Source organism: Microvirga lotononidis (genome assembly GCF_034627025.1).
Taxonomy (GTDB): Bacteria; Pseudomonadota; Alphaproteobacteria; order Rhizobiales; family Beijerinckiaceae; genus Microvirga; species Microvirga lotononidis.
Genome location: NZ_CP141048.1, coordinates 94519 through 116732, shown reverse-complemented (window position 1 = coordinate 116732; position 22214 = coordinate 94519). Strand labels below are relative to the sequence as shown.

Here is a 22214-nt window from a genome sequence, read left to right as displayed (position 1 = left end):
CTTTGGAATGGCTAAAGAAGCTACCCGCGTCCGCCGCCGCGAACGCAAGAACATCGTTTCCGGCGTGGCGCATGTGAACGCCTCGTTCAACAACACCATGATCACCATCACCGACGCCCAGGGCAATACGATCTCCTGGTCCTCGGCCGGTGCCATGGGTTTCAAGGGTTCGCGTAAGTCGACCCCGTACGCGGCGCAGATCGCCGCTGAAGATGCTGCCCGCAAGGCTGCCGAGCACGGCATGCGCACCCTCGAGGTCGAGGTGTCGGGTCCCGGCTCCGGCCGTGAGTCCGCCCTGCGCGCCCTGCAGTCGGCCGGCTTCACCGTCACGTCGATCCGTGACGTCACGCCGATCCCGCACAACGGCTGCCGCCCGCGCAAGCGTCGCCGCGTCTAAGGTTATCCGGCGCGTGGGTCCAAAACCCACGCGCGTTTCGGTTTAAAGGGTTGGCCGAAAGCCTCCCTTCAAGCCGTACCTCATGAGGTGTGGTTGTGATCCAAAAGAACTGGCAAGAGCTGATTAAGCCGAACAAGCTCGAAGTGGCCCCCGGCGACGATCCGAAGCGCATCGCGACGGTCGTGGCGGAGCCGCTCGAGCGTGGCTTCGGCACGACGCTCGGCAACTCGCTGCGCCGGGTCCTCCTGTCGTCGCTCCAGGGCGCGGCGGTGACGGCGATCCATATCGACGGCGTGCTGCACGAGTTCTCGTCCATCCCGGGCGTCCGCGAGGACGTGACCGACATCGTCCTCAACGTGAAGACGATCGCCATCAAGATGCAGGGCGAAGGCGCCAAGCGCATGACCCTCCGTAAGACGGGCCCCGGCGCCGTCACGGCCGGCGACATCAACACGGTCGGCGACGTGCAGATCCTGAACCCCGAACTCGTGCTCTGCACCCTCGACGAGGGCGCCGAGATCCGCATGGAGTTCACGGTCGACACGGGCAAGGGCTATGTTCCGGCCGAGCGCAACCGCACCGAGGACGCTCCCATCGGCCTCATCCCGGTCGACTCGCTCTACAGCCCGGTCAAGAAGGTTTCCTATCGTATCGAGAACACCCGCGAGGGCCAGATTCTCGACTACGACAAGCTGATCATGACGGTCGAGACCAACGGCGCCGTGACGCCTGAGGATGCCGTGGCCTATGCCGCTCGCATCCTGCAGGACCAGCTCCAGGTCTTCGTCAACTTCGAAGAGCCGCGCAAGGAAGAGGCTGCCGCTGCCGCACCGCAGCTGCCGTTCAACCCGGCGCTCCTCAAGAAGGTGGACGAGCTGGAGCTGTCGGTCCGTTCGGCCAACTGCCTGAAGAACGACAACATCGTCTATATCGGCGACCTCATCCAGAAGTCCGAGGCGGAAATGCTCCGCACCCCGAACTTCGGCCGCAAGTCGCTCAACGAGATCAAGGAAGTTCTGGCCGGCATGGGCCTTCACCTCGGCATGGACGTGCCGGGCTGGCCGCCGGAGAACATCGAAGACCTCGCGAAGCGCTTCGAAGAGCATTACTGAGTGTTTTGAAGCCGCCTTTCACCCGAAGGGCGGCTTCACATCTGCCCCTCGTCCTCAAGGGCGGGGATCATAAGAGAGACGGCCGTTCCTTGGCACGGCGGCCGTAAGATCAAGGAGAAAGCCAATGCGTCACGGATTCCGTGGTCGTCGCTTCAACCGCACGACCGAACACCGCAAGGCCATGTTCGCCAATATGGCGGCTGCGCTGATCAAGCACGAGCAGATCGTCACGACCCTGCCGAAGGCGAAGGACCTGCGTCCCGTCGTCGAGAAGCTGATCACGCTCGGCAAGCGCGGCGATCTGCACGCCCGTCGTCTCGCCATGTCGAAGCTGCGCGACGAGGCCATGGTCAAGAAGCTGTTCGACGTTCTGGGCAAGCGCTACCAGGACCGCAACGGCGGCTACACCCGCGTTCTGAAGGCCGGCTTCCGCTACGGCGACAACGCCCCTCTGGCCGTGATCGAGTTCGTGGACCGCGACGTTGATGCGCGCGGCCAGGATTCGGGCCCGACCCAGAAGGACGAGCTGGTCGAAGCCGCCGAGTAAGATCCCGGTTTCAACGATTTCATCAAGGGCGGTCTTCGGGCCGCCCTTTTTGTTTGGAACGGTCCGCGCAACCATGCGGATCTTGTTATTTCGGGCTCCGCGCTTTATCGAGACATGTCGTTGAATGAAGGATTCGCCGGTTATGCGCTTTTCGCCGTTTCGCCTGTCATTGGCTGCCGCCCTCATGCTGCTCGGTACAGCAGGAGCACAGGCCCAGACGCAGCGCGTCGTTCCTGAGAGCAAGGCGCAGGTCCAGCTGTCCTTCGCGCCGGTCGTGCGCCAGACGGCCGGATCCGTCGTCAACGTCTATGCCAGCCGCTCGGAGCGTCGGCAGAACGGCGCCATGGAGGAGTATTTCCGTCGCTTCTTCGGGGACAATGCGCCGGGCGTTCCCCGGGGGCGGTCGCAGAGCTCCCTCGGATCCGGCGTCATCGTCGATCCGTCGGGCCTCGTGATCACGAACAACCACGTGATCGAGAACATGACCGAGGTGAAGGTGGCACTTGCCGACCGGCGGGAATTCGCGGCCGACATCCTGCTACGCGATCAGCGCACCGACATCGCCGTGCTGAAGCTCAAGGACGCCACCAACCTCCAGGCGATCGAACTCGGCGATTCCGAAGCCCTCCAGGTCGGCGACATCGTGCTCGCCATCGGCAACCCCTTCGGCGTCGGCCAGACGGTGACCCAGGGTATCGTGTCGGCCCTGGCCCGGACCCAGGTGGGCATTTCCGATTACCAGTTCTTCATTCAGACCGACGCCGCCATCAATCCCGGCAATTCGGGCGGCGCCCTCATCGACATGAACGGCCGCGTGGTCGGCATCAACACGGCGATCTATTCGCGCTCCGGCGGCAGTATCGGCATCGGCTTCGCCGTGCCCTCGAGCATGGTCAAAGTGGTGCTGAACTCCGCCAGGGGTGGCGCCAAGAGCGTCGTCCGGCCGTGGCTCGGGGCGCGGCTGCAGCCCGTGGACGGGGACATCGCCAGCGGACTCGGCCTCGAGCGTCCGACGGGCGTCCTGGTCACCGCCGTCTATGACAAGGGACCGGCCGCGGAGGCCGGCCTGAAGCGGGGCGACGCGATCCTGATGGTCGATGGACAGCCTGTCGATAATCCGGATTCCTTCGGATACCGCTTCACCCTCAAGGGAACGCAGGGCGCGGCACCTCTCACGGTGCTTCGAGGCGGCAAGCAGACGACGCTTCAGGTCAAGCTGATGCCTCCGCCGGAGAACCCATCGCGCGAGCCGTTGCGCGGCAAGGCGCGGACGCCATTCGCCGGCGCGACGCTGGTGAACATGTCGCCCGCCGTGGCGGACGAGCTGCAGGTCGAGATCGCCGATGACGGCGTGGTCGTGGCCGATCTGGAGGATCGCAGCGTCGCCGCCAGCGTGGGCTTCGAGAAGGGCGACCAGATCGTTGCCATCAACGGCGAGCGCCTGGCCTCCACCAAGGACGCGGATCGCGTGATCAACCGCAACGGCGGCTATTGGGAAATCACGGTGAGCCGAGGTGGGCGCGTCTTTACGACGGTGCTTGGGCGATAAACGGGACGGCAGGCTCCAGATCGGGTATGGATGGCGGGCTGTTCCTCTTAGTCCCTGACGCATCATGAGCGACCTGTTTTCATCCGCCGGCCTCGATCAATCCGCGCCTCGTCCGCTGGCGGACAGGATGCGTCCGACAAAGCTCTCCGAGGTGGTCGGGCAGGACCACCTCGTCGGGCAGGACGGAATCCTGACCCGGCTCATCGCGTCCAAAACCCTGGGGTCCCTGATCTTCTGGGGCCCGCCCGGCACCGGCAAGACCACGGTGGCGCGCCTGCTCGCCCATGAGACCGATCTTCATTTCGAGCAGATCTCGGCGATCTTCTCGGGCGTTGCGGATCTCAAGAAGGTCTTCGAGGCGGCCCGTCATCGGCGGTCCACGGGCAAGGGCACGCTGCTCTTCGTCGACGAGATTCACCGCTTCAACCGGGCTCAGCTCGATGCCTTCCTGCCCGTCATGGAAGACGGCACCATCACGCTCGTCGGCGCCACCACGGAGAACCCATCCTTCGAGCTGAACGCGGCGCTTCTGTCCCGTGCCCGGGTGCTGCTATTCAAGTCTCTCGACGAGGCGGCGATCGAGCGGATCCTGGCGCGCGCCGAGGAGGTGACGGGGAAAAGCCTGCCGCTCGACGGGGAGGCGAGGGCTTCTCTCGTGCGCATGGCGGACGGGGACGGACGGGCCTCCCTGACGCTGGCCGAGGAGGTCTGGCGCTCGGCCAAACCCGGCGAGGTCTTCGACGCGGAGCAGCTGCAGGAGATCATCCAGCGCCGCGCGCCGATCTACGACAAGGGGCAGGAGGGGCATTACAACCTCATCTCCGCCCTGCACAAAACCGTCCGCGGCTCCGACCCGGATGCGGCGCTCTACTACCTGACCCGCATGCTCGATGCGGGCGAGGACAGGCTCTTCATCGCCCGCCGTCTCGTGCGCATGGCCGTGGAGGATATCGGGCTAGCCGATCCCCAGGCGCTGGTCATCGCCAACGCGGCCAAGGACGCCTTCGACTTCCTGGGCTCGCCCGAGGGCGAGCTAGCCCTCGCCCAGGCCGCCGTCTACCTCGCCACCGCGCCGAAATCGAACGCGCTCTACACGGCCTACAAGGCCGCCACCCGGGTGGCGAAGGAGCACGGCTCCCTCATGCCGCCCAAGACGATCCTGAACGCCCCGACCAAGCTCATGAAGCAGATCGGCTACGGCGAGAGCTACGCTTATGACCACGACGAGCCTGACGCTTTCTCAGGGCAGGATTACTGGCCCGAGAAGCTGGGCCGGCAGGACTTCTACGACCCCGTGGATCGCGGCTTCGAGCGGGAGATCCGGAAGCGGCTGGACTGGTGGGAGAGGCTGCGCCGGGAACGGCGGCGCGAGGACGACGGGGAATAACGCATGAAATCCTATCTCCTCGTCTTCCTCGGCGCCGGGATTGGCGGCGCCCTCCGGCATGGAGTGAATGTCGGCTGCGCCCGTTACTGCGGGACAGCTTTTCCCTGGGGGACGCTGACGGTGAACGTGGTCGGCTCGTTCCTGATGGGAGCCATCGCCGGGTGGCTCGCCTTCAAGGCAGGCGAGGGATGGAGCCAACCCCTGCGGCTCTTCCTCACCACCGGGATCCTCGGCGGCTTCACGACCTTCTCGGCTTTCTCGCTCGATGCGGTGCTGATCTGGGAACGGGGGCAGGCCGGGATCGCGGCGACCTACGTGGTCGGGTCGGTTCTTCTCTCCATCGCCGGTCTGGTGGCCGGCCTGGGCCTTGTGCGGACGATCGCGGCCTAGAGCATCGCACGTGAATCCGAACTAAGGTCCGGTGCTTCAACTTTTTGGTTCGACGCATCTTTTCACGGATAGCCGGTGTCGCACTTTTGCGTTCGATGCTCCAAACCTCGATTGCTGCTTCGGCGGCGCTCTGATACCCACATTCCCATGAGAAAAAGCGGTTCAGGACAGAATAACGGTCGTGGCGGGCGCTCCGGGGCCCGGCAGGACTTTCGCTCGCGTGACGACAGACCGGCCCGCAAGTCGTCATCCAAATCTTCGTCGCTGAAGTCTTCGTCGCTCAAGTCTTCGGCGGCGAAGCCGGGCGGCTTGAAATCGGCTGCCGGCAAGACGCGGACGGCAACGGCCCTGCGCGAGAAACCGGCCGCTGTCCGGCCGAAGCAGGCGCGGCCCGCGGCCGTCGAGGCTCCGCGCGGGCCGACACGGGCGCAGGCCCGGGCGGAGGCTCAGGAGGTCCTGGCGACGGGCGTGCAGACCCTGGTGGTCGAGCCCGACGAGGCCGACATGCGCGTCGATCGCTTCCTGGTGGCCCGGTTCCCGCAGCTCGCCTTCACGCATATCCAGCGCATCGTCCGCAAAGGGGAACTGCGCATCGACGGCAAGCGGGCGCAGCCGAACGACCGGCTCCTGGCCGGCCAGAAGGTCCGCGTGCCGCCCCTGAAGCTCGATCAGCCGCGTCCGGTCTCCCGCAACGCGGCCAAGGACCAGGACGACCGCGATTTCCTGAAATCGATCACGCTCTACGAGGACAAGGACGTCCTCATCATCAACAAGCCGATGGGCCTCGCCGTCCAGGGCGGATCGGGCACCAAGCGGCATGTGGACGGCCTGCTCGAGTCGCTCAAGGACGACGAGGGGCAGAAGCCGCGCCTCGTCCACCGTCTCGACAAGGACACGGCCGGCTGCCTCGTCATCGCCAAGACGCGCTTCGCCGCGTCCACCATGGCCAAGTCCTTCCGCGCCCGCACCACGCGCAAGATCTACTGGGCGCTCGTCGCCGGCGTTCCGCGCGTCAAACAGGGCCGGGTCTCGACCTATCTGGCCAAGGAAGGCGACGAAGGCGATTCCCGCATGCGCGTGGCCCGGCACGGGGACGAGGGCGCGAGCCACGCCCTGACCTATTACGCGGTCGTCGATACGTCGGCGCAGAAGCTCGCCTGGCTGTCGCTGAAGCCGGTCACCGGGCGCACGCATCAGCTGCGCGCCCACACGGCCCATATCGGCCATCCCATCGTGGGCGATCCGAAATATTTCGACATCGAGAACTGGGAGCTGCCCGGCGGCATCCAGAACAAGCTGCACCTCCTGGCGCGCCGCATCGTCATTGCCCATCCGAGGACCGGAAAGCCCATCGACGTCACCGCTCCGCTTCCGCCGCACATGCAGCAGAGCTTCAATCTCCTGGGCCTCGATACGAGCCGCTACGATCCCATCGTCGAGGCGCCTGAAGAGTAGCCTACATAACCCGTTCGGTCCTCCTCCCTGTCGCACTTTCGCCGCGCATGGCGCGCAGCATCGGGTGTCTCATCCGGCCTTTCGGCCGTGTTGAGACAGAGGAGGAGATCGATGGAACACAAGCCTCTTGATCAGCTCCGCAGCGTCGCCGATGTCCAGCCGAGACCCCTGTCTCGCGAGGAGCGGCTCCAGCGTTGGATCGACCTGCTCGAACGGGACCCGGCGCGTCGCCTGCACTCTCTCGGTGAAATCGAGTACAAGCCGCCGGCCGAGCGCGCCCTGGTCCGCGAGGACGACTCGCCCCTCACGGTCGCCCATGACGATCCCATCCTGCGCGCGGACGGATTGGAGAGTGACCGGCTCGGCGATGCCATGCGGTATTTCGGGTTGTCGGACGGTCAGGCTCATTATGTGCTCTGCTCATGCTTGAGCGGGCATTCGATGGACGCCGCGACCTGCGCTCAGAGACTGCGCAACGCGACAGGCAACGTGACCTGGCAATCCGCCATCGGCGCCTGGGCCCTGGCGGGCCTCGCGGTGGCACTGCCGGGACTCGTCTATCTGCTGAGCTGACGCGGGTCCGGGAGCGACGCTTATTCGCGGCAGGGACGACACCCTCCGCCGTCATGGCGGTCTTGTGCCGGCCATCCCGTTTGTTGAAGCGCCGCGCTCTTCCCATCGGGATCACCGGGACAAGCCCGGTGCTGCCATGGAGATGCTGCCACCTTAGCCGTTGCGAGCCGCCCGTGAATCGGGGACAAAGCAGCAGATCGCAAAGGCAAGTCTTCATGCTGCACATCGAGCCCGTCACCCTCTCCACCGACCGTTTGACCCTGCGCCCTTTGAGCCTCGCCGACGTGCCGGCCTTGGGGCTGGCCGCCAGTGATGGCGAGCTTTGGGAGAAGAAGACCACGACGGTGCCCCGGCCGGAGGACTTCGAGGCCTATGTGCAGAAGGCCCTGGAGCTTCAGGCCTCTGGCCTCGCCCTTCCTTTCGCCACCGTGGTGAACGACGGCGACCGGGTCGTCGGCTCGACGCGCTACATGAACATCGATGCCGCCAACCACAGGGTCGAGATCGGCACCACCTGGATCGCCAAGTCCTGGCAGCGGACCTTCGTCAACACCCATGCGAAGTTCCTCATGCTGCGGCACGCCTTCGAAAGCCTGGGCTGTCTCGCGGTCGAGATCCGCACCCACGCCCGCAACGACCAGTCCCGCGCGGCCATCGAGCGACTGGGCGCCAAGCTCGACGGCATTCTGCGCCAGCACATGATCATGCCGGACGGGCATGTCCGCGATACGGCGGTCTACAGCATCGTCCGGGAGGAATGGCCCGCGGTGAAGGCGACGCTCGAGCAACGGCTCGGGTGAGGGCTGCCTCCTCGCTCTGACGAGGCCCCGGCGAAACTCTCCAACGTCGTGACGGGCTCAAGACCGGCCATGACGTGGAGGGTGTCGTCCCCATGGCGGAACGGCCGCCGCCGGATCACGTTGGTTTTCGACAGGTTCTGCAACGCGGGTTGAAGATGGACGCCATGGTTCGCGACAACGCCGAGCGACACCGCTTCGAGCTGGAACGGGACGGGTACATCGCTTTCGCCAATTATGAGAGGCGCGGGTCCGATCTCGTGATCCGGCACGTGGAGGCGGCCATTCCCCTGCGCGGAACGGGAGCCGCGGGCGAGCTGATGCGCGGCGTGGCCGAGATCGCCCGTTCCGAGGGCCGGACCATCACGCCTTTGTGCGGCTATGCCCGGGCCTGGATCCGCCGCCACAGGGAATACAGCGACCTTCTCGCCTGACGCGCCCCCTCCGTTCGGTGGGTGTGCCTATTCGCCGTACTGCGATCTGCGTCAAAATCGACTAAACAGCGGCACCTCCAAAAAACATGACATCGCGCTATGGGGGCGCCGCCGTGACCAACGTTCTCGAAAAAGCCAGACGGGTTCTGGGCAAGAAAAGCGTGGCTGTTTCAGCCGCCATCCTCATCCTAGTCGTGGCGGCCGCCGTGTTCATCGGCCCCCGCCTGCTGGCCGAACCCGCCGCCGAAATCACCTATTCCGACTTCACGCGGGATCTGGCGAACAAGAAGGTTCAGAAGGTTCTGATCGAGAGCGGCGGTCTTTCCGTCACCATGACGGACCGGGATGTCTTCGTGCGCATGCCCAACGGCCTCGTGAGCGCCGACTACATCGAGCGGATCACGGCAGCCGGTGCCGAGGTCGATTTCAAGAAGCCCGGTTTCGACGCCGCCCACATAGCGAGCATCCTGGTACCGCTCGTGCTCGTCGCAGCCGTCCTGGCCATGCTGGCGATCCAGACCGACTTCAAGCCCACGTCCCGGTGGCCTCGGGTGATCCGCAGCCTGCCCAACCGGTTCGACGACGTCGCCGGACAGGAAGAGGCCAAGGCCGAGCTCCAGGAGGTCATCTCGTTCCTGCGCGATTCCGAGGCCTTCACCAAGGTCGGCGCCCGAATCCCCCGCGGCCTCCTGATGGTCGGGCCGCCCGGAACGGGAAAGACCCTGATCGCCAAGGCGCTGGCCGGCGAGGCCGGGGTTTCCTTCATGGCCGTGTCGGGCAGCGACTTCTCGGCACCCCTGATCGGCATCGCCAAGGGACGGGTGTCCAAGCTGTTCGAGCAGGCGCGCAAGAAGGCACCCTGCCTGATCTTCATCGACGAGATCGACGCCATCGGCCGCAAGCGCGGTGGCGGCGGATCGGCCGCCGACCGGGAGTTCGAGGCGACCCTGAACCAGCTCCTCGTCGAGATGGACGGCTTCAACACCACCGCCGGGGTGATCGTCATCGGCGCGACGAACCGCGTCGACGTGCTCGATCCGGCGCTCCTGCGCCCCGGCCGCTTCGACCGCCAGGTTCACATCGGCCTGCCCGATATCGGCGGCCGCGAGGCGATCCTCAACGTCCATGCCCGCAACGTGAAGCTGGCGGAAGGCGTGAGCCTCGCTTCCATCGCTAAGGGCACGCCCGGCTTCTCGGGTGCCGATCTCGGCAACCTCCTGAACGAGGCTGCCATCTTCGCGGCGCGCGAGGGCGTCGAAGCGGTCACGCGCGATCACCTGGAAGCCGCCCGCAACAAGATCATCATGGGGCTCGAGCGGCGCACCCTCGTCATCTCGGACGAGGAGCGCAGGCTGGTAGCCGCCCACGAGGCGGGCCACGCCCTTTGCGCCTGCCTGCTGCCTGCCTCCGACAAGGTGCACAGCGCCACCATCATCCCGCACGGGCAGGCGCTCGGCCTCGTGATGCGGCTGCCCGAGCACGACCGGTTCTGTATTCCCGTGGAGAAGCTCGAGGCAGACCTGATCGTCGCCATGGGCGGACGCGCGGCCGAGGAGATCGTGTTCGGGGCCAAGAAGGTCACGACGGGCGCCGCCAGCGACATCGCCCATGCGACCAACATCGTGACCAAGATGGTCACGGAATGGGGCATGAGCCCGGCCATCGGCATGGTTCGGGTGGCGCGCTCCGGCGACAGCCTTCCGCGCGAAGTCGAGCAGGAGATCCGCCGCATCATCGATGAGATGTACGAGGCCGCCAAGGCTTGCATCGAGGACAACCGCGATGCGCTCGATGCCCTGACGGAGGCGCTGCTGGAGCATGAGACGATCGACGGCGACGAAGTCCGCGCGATCGTCGCGAGGCAGCGGACGCGACTGGCGGCCTGATCGGCTCGATCGGATTACGCGTGGATCGCGTCCCGGTCCGCGTCGTCGCTGTCGTTCAGAAGCGCATGGACCGTGCAGACGACGCCGGTCGGCGCGAACGCGATGGTGACGTCTCCGTGGAGTTCCTGGGCGAGGCTGCGCTCGATCAGCCGGGTGCCGAAGCCCCGGCGGCTCGGCTCGACGACCGGCGGGCCGCCCGTCTCCGTCCAGATCAGCTCCAGCCCCGGTTTTTCTCCCGGTTTCGTCGTCGACCAGCTGATCCCTACGCGTCCCGTCTCGTTGGACAGGGCGCCATATTTGACCGCATTGGTGCCAAGCTCCTGGATCGCCATGGCGATCGCGAGTGCGATCCGGGGCGGCAGGCGCATTTCGGGTCCGCGAAGATCGAAGCGGCCATGCCCGTCGTCCTGAAAGGGCGCGATGGCTTCCCGGACGACTTCCCGCAGATAGGCTCCATCCCAGTTCTCGCGGGTGAGCACGTCATGGGCCCTTGAGAGCGCGAACAGGCGCCCCTCGACCGCGTCGCGCGCCTCACTTGCCGTAACTGCATTGCGCAGGCTCTGGGACGCGATCGACTGGACGGTCGCCAGGGTGTTCTTCACGCGATGATTGAGTTCGTTGATGAGAAGCTGCTGATGCTCCTCTGCCTTCTTCATCTCCGTGATGTCGAGCGCCACGCCCAACGTTCGCGCCGGAAGGCCGTTTTCCACGTCCTGAAGCTCCGCGCGAAGCAGCAGCCAGTGCAAAGAACCGTCCGGCCAGATGACCCGTAATTCGGTCTCCATGTGGCGATCCCCACGCGCGAGGGCCTCGAAGGCGGCGGCACGAAGGCGCTGCTGTTCACCGGGATAGTAAAGGGATCGGATGCGCTCCGTGGAGAGGGGAACGTCCGGGGAGAGCCCGAGCAGCCGGTTCAGCTCCGGTGAGGCGCTCACCTTTTCCGTGGCGGTCTCGACCTCCCAGACGGCCATGCGTCCGGCATCGATGGCCAGGCGCAGGCGGGTCTCGCTTTCCGCAAGAGCCGTCTGCGACAGCTTGGTCTCGGTAAGATCCGAGGCGAGGACGTAGAAGCCGACGATGCGGCCGTCCTCGGCCCGGTCGGGGATGTATTCCGACCTGACGTAACGCACCCCTGTCCGAAAGGGCGCCCACCATTCATGGGCCGCCCGCTCTCCGGCGAGGACCGCCTCGATATAGGGCTTCGTCCGCTCATAGGCCGGGGTGCCGACCGCCTCCCAGAGATGAAGGCCGTACAGACTCTCCGGCGTGCGCCCGATCCAGGTTTCATAGGCGCGGTTGTTGAAACGGTAGCGCTGATCCCTGTCCACATAGGCAACGAGAGCCGGTAGATGATCCGCGATCTGCCTGAGCTCCTTCTCGCTGACGTGGGGCGGCCATTCACTGTCGTCGGCCTGAACGCCTTCTGCCGAGCCGGGACGAGTACCCGTCGGAATCGTCTGCGCCTGAAGCCGCGCCCGAAGCTCGCGATTCTCGCGCTCGAGTTCGGCGAGCCGGTGCAGCAGATCGCCTGAATCTATGGGCTCGCTGGTTATCATCTATTCTTGTCGGCCCATCTTCGGCATGAATCTTATGTTACGCACGGTCAGTGCAAGAATATAGAACGTAAGCTTAAAAATCGGAGCGCAGCGGATTGTTTCCTGGCTGCACCTTCTGGCCGCGGCCGGCATAATTGAATAAGGTGCCCGCCACCAAGGGGGCTCCCACATCATGAAGCGCATCATTCGCGTCACCGCCGTCATCGCTCTCGGCCTGCTCGCTACGGCCTGCGACAAGTGTGGCAACTGGAACATCAACACACCGCATTTCTGCCATGCCGACAAGCCGCAGACCTAAGTTGTAGGCACTGCCCCTGAGCAGGAAAGACCTTTGAAGCTCGTACTCTTCGATGTCGACGGCACGCTGGTCGACAGCCAGAACATCATCGTGGCCGCCCAACGGATGGCCTTCGCCGCCTGTGGGCTGGAGCCGCCGAGCCGGGAGCGCTCGCTCTCCATCGTCGGCCTGTCCCTGGCGGAAGCCTTCACGGTACTGGCCGGGCCGAAAGGGCCCATCGCAGGTCTCGTGGAAGCTTACAAGGATTCCTTCCATAGCCTGCGCCAGGATCCGGCGAATGCGGAGCCGCTCTTTCCCGGCGTGGAACGCTGCCTCGAATGGCTCCACGGCCGCGAGGACGCGATGCTGGGGATCGCGACGGGCAAGTCCCGGCGGGGCGTCGCCCACTTGCTCGAAAGGCATGGCTGGCACGATGTCTTCTCGGTGATCCAGACGGCCGACGATGCTCCGTCCAAGCCCCATCCGGGCATGATCCTGCAGGCCATGCGGGAGATGGGCGCGCAGCCTCAGGACACGGTCATGGTGGGCGATTCGAGCTTCGACATGGGCATGGCGCGCGCGGCCGGGGTGCTGCCGGTCGGCGTGTCCTGGGGCTTCCAGCCCGTCGCCGCCCTGGCCGAAGCAGGGGCCGGGCCCATCGTCCATTCCTACGCGGAATTGGAGGCGGTGCTGACGGAATTCCTGAACGAACCCTCGAAGATCTCCGTCTGAAACCCCATTTTAGGACCATGACAGATTCACGCGACTGGTTCCCGTCCGAAGAGGAACCCAACCCCATGCGCGCGGCCCAGGCCGGCATGAAGCCGACCCTGCCGAAGCGGTTCTACAAGGATGCAGGCGTCGAGGAGCGGGACGGCCTGTTCCACCTGACCCTGGACGGGCGCACCGCCAAGACTCCTGGCAAGCAGGCGCTCGCCGTGCCTTCGCGAGCTCTGGCCGGGGCGCTGGCCGAGGAATGGCAGGGGCAAGGGGGCGAGATCGATCCCTCGACCATGCCGATCACCCGCATCGTCAATTCCGCCATCGACGGCGTCTCGCCCCGGCAGCGGGACGTTGTGGACGACCTCGTCCGCTATGCCGGATCGGATCTGGTCTATTACCGGGCCGGCGAGCCCGAGCGCCTGGCGGCCTCGCAGAACGATGCCTGGGGGCCGGTGCTCGATTGGGCCAGGGACACCCACGGAGCCCGCTTCGCTCTGGGCGAGGGCGTCATGCACGTGACCCAGCCCGACGACGCCGTCGCGGCGATCCGGCGCGCCATCGAGGAGGTCGAGTCACCCTTCGCGCTCGCCGCCCTGCACGTGATGACCACCCTGTCCGGCTCGGTGCTGATCGCGCTCGCCCATGCGGCGGAGCAGATGGACGTGGACCAGGCTTGGGCGGCCGCTCATGTGGACGAACTCTATCAGGAGAGCGTCTGGGGCGAGGATTACGAGGCCATGGAGCGTCGTCGCCGCCGCGAAGCGGATTTCAGGGCCGCCTCGGAGGTCTACAGACTGGCAAAACGATGAAGAAAAGGCCGCTTGTGCGTCTCGCACAGCGGCCTTTTCTTTGTCGGGGAAGCTTACGAGCGGCGGAAGGTGATGCCGCAGCGCTTCTGGATCGAGGCTTCCTCGACGGCCTGCATCTGGCCTTTCAGGCGGGCGAGTTCAGCAGTCTGGGCGCCGTTGCCGCCGACGAAGAAGGCCGCCGGCCAGAAGATGACGACGGCGGCCGTGGTGGCCACGACGTCCTTGGTGCGCGATGAATCCTGTGCACCGGCCGCGGCCGCGGCGGCGGCGCTGACCCGCTGGGCTTCCACGCCCAGCTCGCGGCAGCTGTAGCTGGAATAGGCCATGGGGGAGATATAGGCGGCAGCGACATCCTCCGACCGGCTGGCGCAGCCGGCGGCCGTGAGAGTGAGAGCTGTCGTGAGAGCGGTGATGGTCTTGACGGTCTTCATGGCAAGGCTCTTTTGATATGTTATGTAATTTCGATACCTAGCCGTCATAGCCTTCGCCGTAAAGTGCTGTGGAGCACACGCCCATAGTGGGATTTTGAGCCCTGCGTGCCTGTGGTAAGCGGGGGGGACATTCCCCCTTCATCCAGGGATCCCCGATGAAAGACATGCTTGAACGGCTTGAAGAGCGGCGCGCCCAGGCGCGCCTGGGCGGCGGCGAGAAGCGCATCGCGGCGCAGCACGGCCGGGGCAAGCTGACCGCCCGCGAGCGTATCGAGCTCCTGCTCGACAAGGGCTCGTTCGAAGAGTTCGACATGTTCGTCGAGCACCGCTCCACCGATTTCGGCATGGAGAAGGTCAAGATCCCGGGCGACGGCGTCGTCACCGGCTGGGGCACGGTCAACGGGCGCACCGTCTTCGTCTTCGCCAAGGACTTCACGGTCTTCGGCGGCTCGCTCTCAGAGGCCCACGCCCAGAAGATCATCAAGATCCAGGACATGGCGCTCAAGATGCGCGCGCCGATCGTCGGCCTGTTCGACGCGGGCGGCGCCCGCATCCAGGAGGGCGTGGCGGCGCTCGGCGGCTACGGCGAGGTGTTCAAGCGCAACGTGATCGCCTCCGGCGTCATTCCGCAGATCTCGGTGATCATGGGGCCGTGCGCGGGCGGCGACGTCTATTCGCCCGCCATGACCGACTTCATCTTCATGGTTCGCGACCGCTCCTACATGTTCGTCACCGGGCCCGACGTGGTGAAGACCGTCACCAACGAGACGGTGACATCGGAGGAGCTCGGCGGCGCCAAGGTGCACACCACCAAGTCGTCGGTGGCGGACGGCGCCTACGACAACGACGTGGAGGCGCTGCTGCAAGTGCGCCGCCTCATCGACTTCCTGCCCGCCAACAACCAGGACGGCGTGCCGGAGATCCCGAGCTTCGACGATCCCAACCGGGTCGACGACAGCCTCGACACCCTGATCCCGGAGAACCCCAACAAGCCCTACGACATGAAGGAGCTGATCCTGAAGGTCGTGGACGAGGGTGACTTCTTCGAGATCCAGGAAGCCTACGCGAAGAACATCATCACCGGCTTCGGCCGCGTGGAAGGCCGCACGGTGGGCTTTGTGGCCAACCAGCCGATGGTGCTGGCGGGCGTGCTCGACTCGGACGCCTCCCGCAAGGCCGCGCGCTTCGTGCGCTTCTGCGATGCCTTCAACATCCCGATCGTCACCTTCGAGGACGTGCCGGGCTTCCTGCCGGGCACGGCGCAGGAATATGGCGGCCTGATCAAGCACGGCGCCAAGCTGCTCTTCGCTTATTCGGAAGCCACCGTGCCGCTGGTCACTGTCATCACGCGAAAAGCCTTCGGCGGCGCCTACGACGTGATGGCCTCGAAGCATATCGGCGGTGACGTCAACTACGCCTGGCCCACCGCGCAAATCGCCGTGATGGGCGCGAAAGGCGCGGTGGAGATCATCTTCCGAAGCGACATCGGCGACGAGGAGAAGATCGCCGCGCGCACCAAGGAATACGAGGACCGCTTCATGTCGCCGTTCGTCGCCGCCGAGCGCGGCTACATCGACGAGGTGATCATGCCCCATTCCACGCGCCGGCGCATCGCCCGCGCGCTCGCCATGCTCCGGCACAAGGAGAGCGAGCGGCCTTGGAAGAAGCACGACAACATTCCTCTATAAGATGGATCGTAAATCTTTACGTCGGTTGTTGCGACGTGTTTATCGCGAGAGTGGACTGCTTACTGGTAAGAAGCGAGTAGGCTTGGAGGTGTCCGAGCTTGCTCGGTTAGCTGCTCGTAGAAACCGGCTTAAAAAGCTAGAGCACTTTGAGCTTTGGAATGAGATATATGATGAATATGTCTCATGGGTAATATCTGTAGCTAGTAGCATATATTTGCCTTTAAAGAATGAAGGAGAATTTGAGGGCAATGTCGAATTGCGACTTTCAGTAACAATGCTTTTCTTTCGGCTTGTTTCTGACCTTCTTTCTGTGCGGATTCTTTGCAGAGAGGGGCACGATGTTGCTGCCAAAGTTATCGCTCGAACGGCAGTAGAGAATATAGATTTAATTATATTGCTCCTTAAGAAGCCTGAACTGGCTATCGATTTTTGGAATGCTGAAGATACGAAGCGTTCAAACGATTTTTGGCACAAAAATGTTAAAGGTGAAAAGGCTCGCAAAGTACAGAAGGATATCTTGCGAGTTAGATTAAACAATGATGATGCGGCATCGAGCATCTACGATTGGATGTATGAATTTCACGCAATCTTAGGTGCCTCTACGCATCCTTCTCAGTTGGGGGCAATGTTTTCCGTTCTGGCGATTGGCTCTGGAACAACGGACAATTGGCTCGGGATGTTTGGAGACAGAGCTGAAATATCATGCGATACGTACAGCCATCTGGTCACGCATATTTGGAAGATCGGCTTTTATTTTAAGGGTTTTCCCTTCGATGATGAAAATGCGAGTCGACTTGGGCTAAAATACTCTGAGGAAAATACTTTGAACCGACATGCTAAAGTCGGAGGCGAAACTCTTACCAGCTTCTTAGTTGGAGTTTGGCATCCAGAGCGGACAGATTTGTTCTTCAAGGATTATGATGTCTCCAACATTTGGCCGGAAGCTGAATAAAGACGAAGTCAAAAATCATGAGCACACCCTGTCCCCGCTCCTGGGTTTCGACCGCCATCCAGATCATCGAGGCGGATTTCAACCGCTCGTCGGACACGCATCTTTTGCGCGTGCCGTTGCCGGCGGTGCCGGGCGTCGAGCTGTATCTGAAGGATGAATCGACCCATCCGTCGGGGAGCCTGAAGCACCGGCTGGCCCGGTCGCTGTTTCTCTATGGGTTGTGCAACGGCTGGATCGGCCCGGAGACCACGATCATCGAGGCGTCGAGCGGATCGACGGCTGTGTCGGAGGCGTATTTCGCCCGGATGCTGGGCCTGCGCTTCATCGCCGTGATGCCGCGTTCCACCTCGGCCGAGAAGATCGCGCAGATCGCCTTCTATGGCGGCGAGAGCCATTTCGTGGATTCTCCCGCCGAGATGTATGCGGAGAGCGCGCGTCTCGCGGAGGAACTCGGCGGCCATTACATGGACCAGTTCACCTATGCCGAGCGGGCGACGGACTGGCGCGGCAACAACAACATCGCCGAATCCATCTTCAGCCAGATGTCGCACGAGGAGCATCCGGTGCCGAGCTGGATCGTGGTCGGCGCGGGAACCGGCGGCACCTCGGCGACGCTCGGGCGCTACATCCGCTACCGCCGCCTGCCGACGAAGCTGTGTCTCGCCGATCCCGAAGCCTCCGTGTTCCACCGGCATCTGGCGGATCGCGCCGTGTGCAACGTGTCAGGTGCGCCCTCGGTGATCGAGGGCATCGGCCGCCCGCGCTTCGAGCCGTCCTTCGTGCCGGAACTCATCGACCGCGCGTTTGCCGTGCCGGATGCGGCGAGCATCGCGGCCGCGCGGGTCCTGTCGCGCCGCATCGGCCGCTCCTGCGGCGGCTCCACGGGCACCAACCTGTGGGCGGTCGCGCAGATCATCGGCGAGATGGTGCAGAACGGGGAACAGGGCTCCGTCGTGACGCTCCTGTGCGATTCAGGCGAGCGCTACCGCAGCACGCATTTCGACGATGCGTGGCTCAAGAGCCGTGGCATCGACATCGCGCCTGCGGAACAGGTGATGGAGCGGTTCTTCGAGACGGGTGTCTTGAGTGCCGCCTAAGGTGTGAGGAGCGGGTATGACGCCCTCACACGTCATGGCCGGGCTTGTCCCGGCCATCCCGATACTGAAAGGCACTGCGCTCTTCAGAAGCGAGATCACCGGCACGAGGCCGGTGATGACGTGGAGAGTGCCGAACGACGGTTCACCGGCTCTGTTCGGAAAACCACTTCACCAGCAGCTGCAGGTCCGTCTGCGACAGATTATGGCCGGTGGGCAGCATGTGATGCTGGACCTCCGCGCCGGCTTCGCTCAGCGATGCGGCGAGGCGCTTCGCGTTGTCGGCCGGGATGATCGGGTCCATGGCGCCAGAGGTCATCAGCACGCGCTTGCCCGCGAGGTCCACTGGCGGCGTCTCTGAGAGTGGCACCATGGCGCGCAGCAGCGCCGCACCGGACAGCGCGTCCGGGCGCAGCATCAGCATGGCGGCCGCGATATTGGCCCCGTTGGAGAAGCCTACCGCGATGGGGGCCTCGAGCCCATAGGCCTTGCGGGCCTCGGTGACGAAATCCGCGAGTTCGTTCGCGCGGAATTTTACATCCGCCTCGTCGAACACGCCTTCCGCGAGCCGGCGGAAGAAGCGCGGCATCCCGTTCTCCAGGATCTTGCCGCGCGGGGAGAGCAGGGCGGAGCCCGGGGAGATCGTGCGGCCGAGCCCGAGCAGATCGTTCTCGTCCCCGCCGGTGCCGTGGAGCAGCAGGAGCGGAGGACGGCTGGAATCCGTGGCGGGCTCGAAACGGTGGATGAAGGACAATTCGGTCATGGGATTTCTCTTTCTTTGGGGGAAAGGCGCAAGGCGCTCTTTTCGCCCCTTGAGAGGAGGGTGATTGGGCGAGCCCTCGATGTCATGGCCGGCCTTGTGCCGGCCATCCCGATTGGAAAAGCTCGGCGCCTTTCGGATCGGGATCACCGGCACAAGGCCAGTGATGACGTCGAGAGAGTGACGAGGCTCAGCATTCCGACCTTGCGCCCCTTCCTCAATCCCTCCCCGCAAGGGGGAGGGAAGAAGGTTGGCGCTGGCTCACGCCAGTTCCGGCAGATGAGCCTCGATGTCGCCGCGCCGGGGCTCCAGGAAGGCCGGGAGCTTCAGGGCCTCGCCGAGGCTGTCCTGCGGCTCGTCCACGGCGAAGCCGGGCTCGTCGGTGGCGATCTCGAACAGGATCCCGCCCGGCTCACGGAAGTAGACGGACCGGAAGTAGTTGCGGTCCTTCTGCTCCGTGGTGTGCAGACCGTGGCTCTCGGCCAGCTTCTTCACCATCTCGGCTTCCTCGGCATCGTCCTTCGCGCGGAATGCCACGTGGTGGACGGAGCCGCCGCCCATCCGGCCCGGCAGGAAGCCACCGGCGCTGCGGATGTCGACCGTGCTGCCCATCAGGGCGTCGGTCTCGTAGCGCACGAGGGAGCCGTCACGGGCCGTTTCGCGGAAACCGAACACGTCGGTCAGGATGGCCCCGGTCCGCTCGCCGTTCTCGACGAGCAGCGTGACGCCCTCCAGGCCGCGGATGGCATGTTCCGCCGGGATGCCGTCGACCGTCCAGGCGGGCTCGCTCTCCGCGTTCGGCGTGCCGACGAGCGCGAGGCTCGTGCCGTGCGGATCCTTGAAGGTCAGCACGCTCTGGCCGAAGCGCTTCTCCACCGTGCCGTGCTCGACGCCCTGCTCGATGAAGCGGTGCGCCCAGAAGCCGAGCGATGCCTCGGGAACCCGGAAGGAGGTTTCCTGGGTCGAGCCGATGCCGTTGCGCCCGGGAGCCACATGCTCCCACGGGAAGAAGGTCAGGATCGAGCCCGGCTGCCCGGTGGCATCGCCGAAATAGAGGTGATACGTGCCGGGATCGTCGAAATTGACGGTCTTCTTCACCAAGCGCAGGCCGAGCACGCGGGTGTAGAAATCGAGGTTGCGACGGGCCGGGCCAGCGATGGCGGTGACGTGATGGATGCCGTGGTGCCGCATGGGACTATTCCTTAACGGGCAAGCGCCGATTGCGCTGCGTTGTCGAGGAGATAGGTACCACCGAAGACCGCTGAAGTGTCGAAAGGGCGACCTTGCGGGATTGCAAGGGACACGGCGCCTCCGGGACAAATCCGCGTAATTCCTCGAAAATCTGGACTGGCAAGATTCCGGCAACCAAAGTCTCTCAACAACGCTTAACCTCAACGGCGATTCAGCATGTCGTATTAACGGTTTCGGCCCGCTCTCCGTGTGAGACTCCTCCTCAGCAAGCGATGAACCGGCAGTGAGCCAAAGAAGAGCCGGCGGGAGTCAAAGGGATGATGAAGGATCAACTTCGCGATTTCATCGACAGGGTTTCCGAGGCCAAGCATGTTTCGGACGATGACGTGACTATGCTTCAGGGCGAGATCCTGCAAGGCGGCCTCACGAGCCGGATCGAGGTCGAGTCCCTGCTGGCGCTCGACCGGATCGTCGATGCCGCGGAGAGCTGGGGAACGGCCCTGACCAAGCTCGTGGTCGATTTCGTCGTCTGGGGCCGGGCGCCTCATGGCGTGGTGAGCAACGATGACGCCTTCTGGCTTGCCACCCTGCTGGAGATCAGCGGACCGTCTCCGAACGCCATGAGCATCGCCTACGCCATCCTCGACGAGGCGGGCTACGTCGACGTGGCGCTGCTCGACTTCATCATGCGCGGACGCCAGCAGGCGAGGCTCTCCCAGATCGCCGCGTAAGCGAACTGTTGCGCTGACATCTCCACGTCATGGCCGGCCTTGTGCCGGCCATCCCGATAAGGTGAGGCTCGGCGCGTCGGACAGTCGGGATCACCGACAGAGGGCCGGTGATGACGAGTCAACGGAGCATCTCCAGGTAGTCGAGAAATTCTCTACTCGCCCGCCTCCAGCGTAAACCCGGCCTTGAGCACCACCTGATAATGGCGCACCTCGCCGTCCTTCACATGGCCCCGGGTCTGGACGACTTCGAACCAGCGCAGATTTCTCAAGGTCTGGCTCGCGCGTCGGATCGCCGTCTGGATGGCGTCCTCGATGCTGGTCTCGGACGAGCCGACGAGCTCGACGATCTTGTAGACATGCTCATCCATGGGCCGCTCCATGCTTTGCCGACAGAATGGAGGTAGCGCGCTCTTCGGATGCGCCTATGGGGCGGTTCACCCTTCTTTCCGGTACGCCTCGACCTTCTGCTCGATCGCCCCGAAGATCGACTGGCCCTGCTTGTCCTTCATCTCGATGCGGATCGTGTCGCCGAAGCGCATGAACGGCGTTCTGGCCTCGCCCTGGAGGATCGTCTCCACGGTGCGCAGTTCCGCGAGGCAGGAATAGCCGAGGCCTCCCTGATCGATGGGCTTGCCCGGCCCGCCGGCCTCGTCCTTGTTGGAAACCGTGCCGGACCCGATGATCGTGCCGGCGCCAAGCGGCCGCGTCTTGGCCGCGTGGGCGATCAGCGTCGGGAAGTCGAAGGTCATGTCGATCCCCGCATTGGGCTTGCCGAAGGGCTTGCCGTTGAGGTGCGTGAGCAGGGGCAGGTGAAGCTTGCCGCCGTCCCAGGCCTCGCCCAGCTCGTCGGGCGTGACCGCGACCGGCGACAGGGCGGAGGAGGGCTTGGCATGGAAGAAGCCGAAGCCCTTCGCCAGTTCGGCCGGGATCAGATTTCTCAAGGACACGTCGTTGACGAGCACCACGAGGCGGATGGCGCGGGCGGCTTCGTCCCGCGTCGCGCCCATGGGCACATCGTCGGTGATGACCGCGACCTCGGCCTCGAAGTCGATCCCATGCGCCTCGTCCACCGCCAGGACCGGATCGCGCGGTCCGAGGAAGGAATCGGAACCGCCCTGGTACATGAGCGGGTCGGTCCAGAACGAGGCCGGCATCTCGGCGCCGCGCGCCTTCCGCACCAGCTCCACATGGTTCACATAGGCCGAGCCGTCGGCCCATTGATAGGCGCGGGGCAGGGGCGACGCGCAATCGTGCTCGTGAAAGCGGAAGGCCGGGACCGAGCCGTGCTCCAGCTGTTCGGCAAGGTCGCGGAGCTGAGGCTCTACTTTTTCCCAATTGTCCAAGGCTTGCTGAAGCGTCGGAACAATGAAAAAAGCATCCGTCGCGCGGGTCAGGTCTTTCGACACGATGACGAGGCGGCCGTCACGGCCTTGGTTGAGGGAGGAGAGCTTCATTGCCACCGACCGGGTTGTTAT

General features: G+C 64.5%; 24 protein-coding genes. 18 read left to right on the top strand and 6 right to left on the bottom strand.

Annotation, left to right across the window (positions count from 1 at the left end; all coding sequences use genetic code 11):
- Nucleotides 1-7: 7 nt before the first annotated feature.
- The 11 genes from rpsK to ftsH all read left to right on the top strand — a co-directional run bounded on the left by rpsK (nucleotide 8) and on the right by ftsH (nucleotide 10527).
- On the top strand, nucleotides 8-397 hold the full coding sequence (gene rpsK, locus U0023_RS00525; RefSeq protein WP_009764323.1) for a 30S ribosomal protein S11: 390 nt from the start codon (nucleotides 8-10) through the stop codon (nucleotides 395-397).
- 89 nt (nucleotides 398-486) lie between these two features.
- Nucleotides 487-1509 (top strand): DNA-directed RNA polymerase subunit alpha, encoded by a 1023-nt coding sequence (locus U0023_RS00520; RefSeq protein WP_170316116.1) that lies wholly within the window; start codon nucleotides 487-489, stop codon nucleotides 1507-1509.
- 124 nt (nucleotides 1510-1633) lie between these two features.
- The gene (gene rplQ, locus U0023_RS00515) at nucleotides 1634-2056 is read left to right on the top strand and encodes a 50S ribosomal protein L17 (RefSeq protein ID WP_009764325.1); all 423 of its coding nucleotides are present in this window, start codon (nucleotides 1634-1636) and stop codon (nucleotides 2054-2056) included.
- Nucleotides 2057-2198: 142 nt separating this feature from the next.
- Nucleotides 2199-3605, top strand: coding sequence for a Do family serine endopeptidase (locus tag U0023_RS00510; RefSeq protein WP_009764326.1), 1407 nt, complete (start codon nucleotides 2199-2201; stop codon nucleotides 3603-3605).
- A 64-nt stretch (nucleotides 3606-3669) separates the two neighbouring features.
- On the top strand, nucleotides 3670-4992 hold the full coding sequence (locus tag U0023_RS00505; RefSeq protein WP_040638763.1) for a replication-associated recombination protein A: 1323 nt from the start codon (nucleotides 3670-3672) through the stop codon (nucleotides 4990-4992).
- A 3-nt stretch (nucleotides 4993-4995) separates the two neighbouring features.
- Nucleotides 4996-5382: a fluoride efflux transporter CrcB gene (gene crcB, locus U0023_RS00500; RefSeq protein WP_009764328.1), complete on the top strand. Its 387-nt coding sequence runs from the start codon at nucleotides 4996-4998 to the stop codon at nucleotides 5380-5382.
- 147 nt (nucleotides 5383-5529) lie between these two features.
- Nucleotides 5530-6837, top strand: a complete 1308-nt coding sequence (locus U0023_RS00495; protein WP_009764329.1) for an RluA family pseudouridine synthase — start codon at nucleotides 5530-5532, stop codon at nucleotides 6835-6837.
- Between the two features lie 111 nt (nucleotides 6838-6948).
- Nucleotides 6949-7410 carry a hypothetical protein gene (locus tag U0023_RS00490; RefSeq protein ID WP_009764330.1) on the top strand — a complete coding sequence of 154 codons (462 nt, stop codon included), beginning with the start codon at nucleotides 6949-6951 and terminating at the stop codon, nucleotides 7408-7410.
- 215 nt (nucleotides 7411-7625) lie between these two features.
- A complete protein-coding gene (locus U0023_RS00485; RefSeq protein WP_009764331.1) occupies nucleotides 7626-8210 on the top strand; it encodes a GNAT family N-acetyltransferase in 585 nt (194 codons plus the stop codon).
- Nucleotides 8211-8302: 92 nt separating this feature from the next.
- Complete coding sequence (locus U0023_RS00480; protein WP_009764332.1) at nucleotides 8303-8641, top strand: GNAT family N-acetyltransferase; 339 nt, start codon at nucleotides 8303-8305, stop codon at nucleotides 8639-8641.
- A gap of 113 nt (nucleotides 8642-8754) precedes the next feature.
- Nucleotides 8755-10527, top strand: a complete 1773-nt coding sequence (gene ftsH, locus U0023_RS00475) for an ATP-dependent zinc metalloprotease FtsH (protein WP_195904222.1) — start codon at nucleotides 8755-8757, stop codon at nucleotides 10525-10527.
- Between the two features lie 14 nt (nucleotides 10528-10541).
- Here ftsH and U0023_RS00470 read toward each other — a convergent pair whose 3' ends face one another.
- The gene (locus tag U0023_RS00470) at nucleotides 10542-12083 is read right to left on the bottom strand and encodes a sensor histidine kinase (RefSeq protein ID WP_009764334.1); all 1542 of its coding nucleotides are present in this window, start codon (nucleotides 12081-12083) and stop codon (nucleotides 10542-10544) included.
- A 172-nt stretch (nucleotides 12084-12255) separates the two neighbouring features.
- Between U0023_RS00470 and U0023_RS00465 the strand changes: the two genes are divergently transcribed.
- The 3 genes from U0023_RS00465 to U0023_RS00455 are packed head-to-tail and all read left to right on the top strand — an operon-like array spanning nucleotide 12256 to nucleotide 13892.
- The gene (locus U0023_RS00465; protein ID WP_009764335.1) at nucleotides 12256-12381 is read left to right on the top strand and encodes a hypothetical protein; all 126 of its coding nucleotides are present in this window, start codon (nucleotides 12256-12258) and stop codon (nucleotides 12379-12381) included.
- Between the two features lie 33 nt (nucleotides 12382-12414).
- Nucleotides 12415-13092 (top strand): HAD-IA family hydrolase, encoded by a 678-nt coding sequence (locus U0023_RS00460; RefSeq protein ID WP_009764336.1) that lies wholly within the window; start codon nucleotides 12415-12417, stop codon nucleotides 13090-13092.
- Between the two features lie 17 nt (nucleotides 13093-13109).
- The gene (locus U0023_RS00455) at nucleotides 13110-13892 is read left to right on the top strand and encodes an ATP12 family chaperone protein (protein ID WP_040638764.1); all 783 of its coding nucleotides are present in this window, start codon (nucleotides 13110-13112) and stop codon (nucleotides 13890-13892) included.
- Between the two features lie 53 nt (nucleotides 13893-13945).
- Here the strand turns inward: U0023_RS00455 and U0023_RS00450 are convergent, their stop codons facing one another.
- The gene (locus U0023_RS00450) at nucleotides 13946-14323 is read right to left on the bottom strand and encodes a hypothetical protein (RefSeq protein WP_009764338.1); all 378 of its coding nucleotides are present in this window, start codon (nucleotides 14321-14323) and stop codon (nucleotides 13946-13948) included.
- Nucleotides 14324-14478: 155 nt separating this feature from the next.
- On the opposite strand from U0023_RS00450, the gene U0023_RS00445 reads away from it, so the two are divergent.
- From U0023_RS00445 to U0023_RS00435, 3 genes are all read left to right on the top strand, one after another.
- A complete protein-coding gene (locus U0023_RS00445) occupies nucleotides 14479-16011 on the top strand; it encodes an acyl-CoA carboxylase subunit beta (RefSeq protein ID WP_009764339.1) in 1533 nt (510 codons plus the stop codon).
- 88 nt (nucleotides 16012-16099) lie between these two features.
- The gene (locus U0023_RS00440) at nucleotides 16100-16963 is read left to right on the top strand and encodes a hypothetical protein (RefSeq protein ID WP_154661156.1); all 864 of its coding nucleotides are present in this window, start codon (nucleotides 16100-16102) and stop codon (nucleotides 16961-16963) included.
- A gap of 17 nt (nucleotides 16964-16980) precedes the next feature.
- Nucleotides 16981-18060: a PLP-dependent cysteine synthase family protein gene (locus U0023_RS00435; protein WP_009764341.1), complete on the top strand. Its 1080-nt coding sequence runs from the start codon at nucleotides 16981-16983 to the stop codon at nucleotides 18058-18060.
- 142 nt (nucleotides 18061-18202) lie between these two features.
- Here the strand turns inward: U0023_RS00435 and U0023_RS00430 are convergent, their stop codons facing one another.
- Both U0023_RS00430 and U0023_RS00425 read right to left on the bottom strand, forming a co-directional pair.
- The gene (locus tag U0023_RS00430; protein WP_009764342.1) at nucleotides 18203-18820 is read right to left on the bottom strand and encodes an alpha/beta hydrolase; all 618 of its coding nucleotides are present in this window, start codon (nucleotides 18818-18820) and stop codon (nucleotides 18203-18205) included.
- A gap of 258 nt (nucleotides 18821-19078) precedes the next feature.
- Nucleotides 19079-20008 carry a ring-cleaving dioxygenase gene (locus tag U0023_RS00425; RefSeq protein ID WP_009764343.1) on the bottom strand — a complete coding sequence of 310 codons (930 nt, stop codon included), beginning with the start codon at nucleotides 20006-20008 and terminating at the stop codon, nucleotides 19079-19081.
- A 317-nt stretch (nucleotides 20009-20325) separates the two neighbouring features.
- On the opposite strand from U0023_RS00425, the gene U0023_RS00420 reads away from it, so the two are divergent.
- Nucleotides 20326-20739 (top strand): hypothetical protein, encoded by a 414-nt coding sequence (locus tag U0023_RS00420; protein ID WP_009764344.1) that lies wholly within the window; start codon nucleotides 20326-20328, stop codon nucleotides 20737-20739.
- 152 nt (nucleotides 20740-20891) lie between these two features.
- Here the strand turns inward: U0023_RS00420 and U0023_RS00415 are convergent, their stop codons facing one another.
- Complete coding sequence (locus tag U0023_RS00415) at nucleotides 20892-21107, bottom strand: dodecin (RefSeq protein WP_009764345.1); 216 nt, start codon at nucleotides 21105-21107, stop codon at nucleotides 20892-20894.
- A gap of 66 nt (nucleotides 21108-21173) precedes the next feature.
- Nucleotides 21174-22193: a fumarylacetoacetate hydrolase family protein gene (locus tag U0023_RS00410; protein WP_009764346.1), complete on the bottom strand. Its 1020-nt coding sequence runs from the start codon at nucleotides 22191-22193 to the stop codon at nucleotides 21174-21176.
- Between the last annotated feature and the right edge of the window lie 21 nt (nucleotides 22194-22214).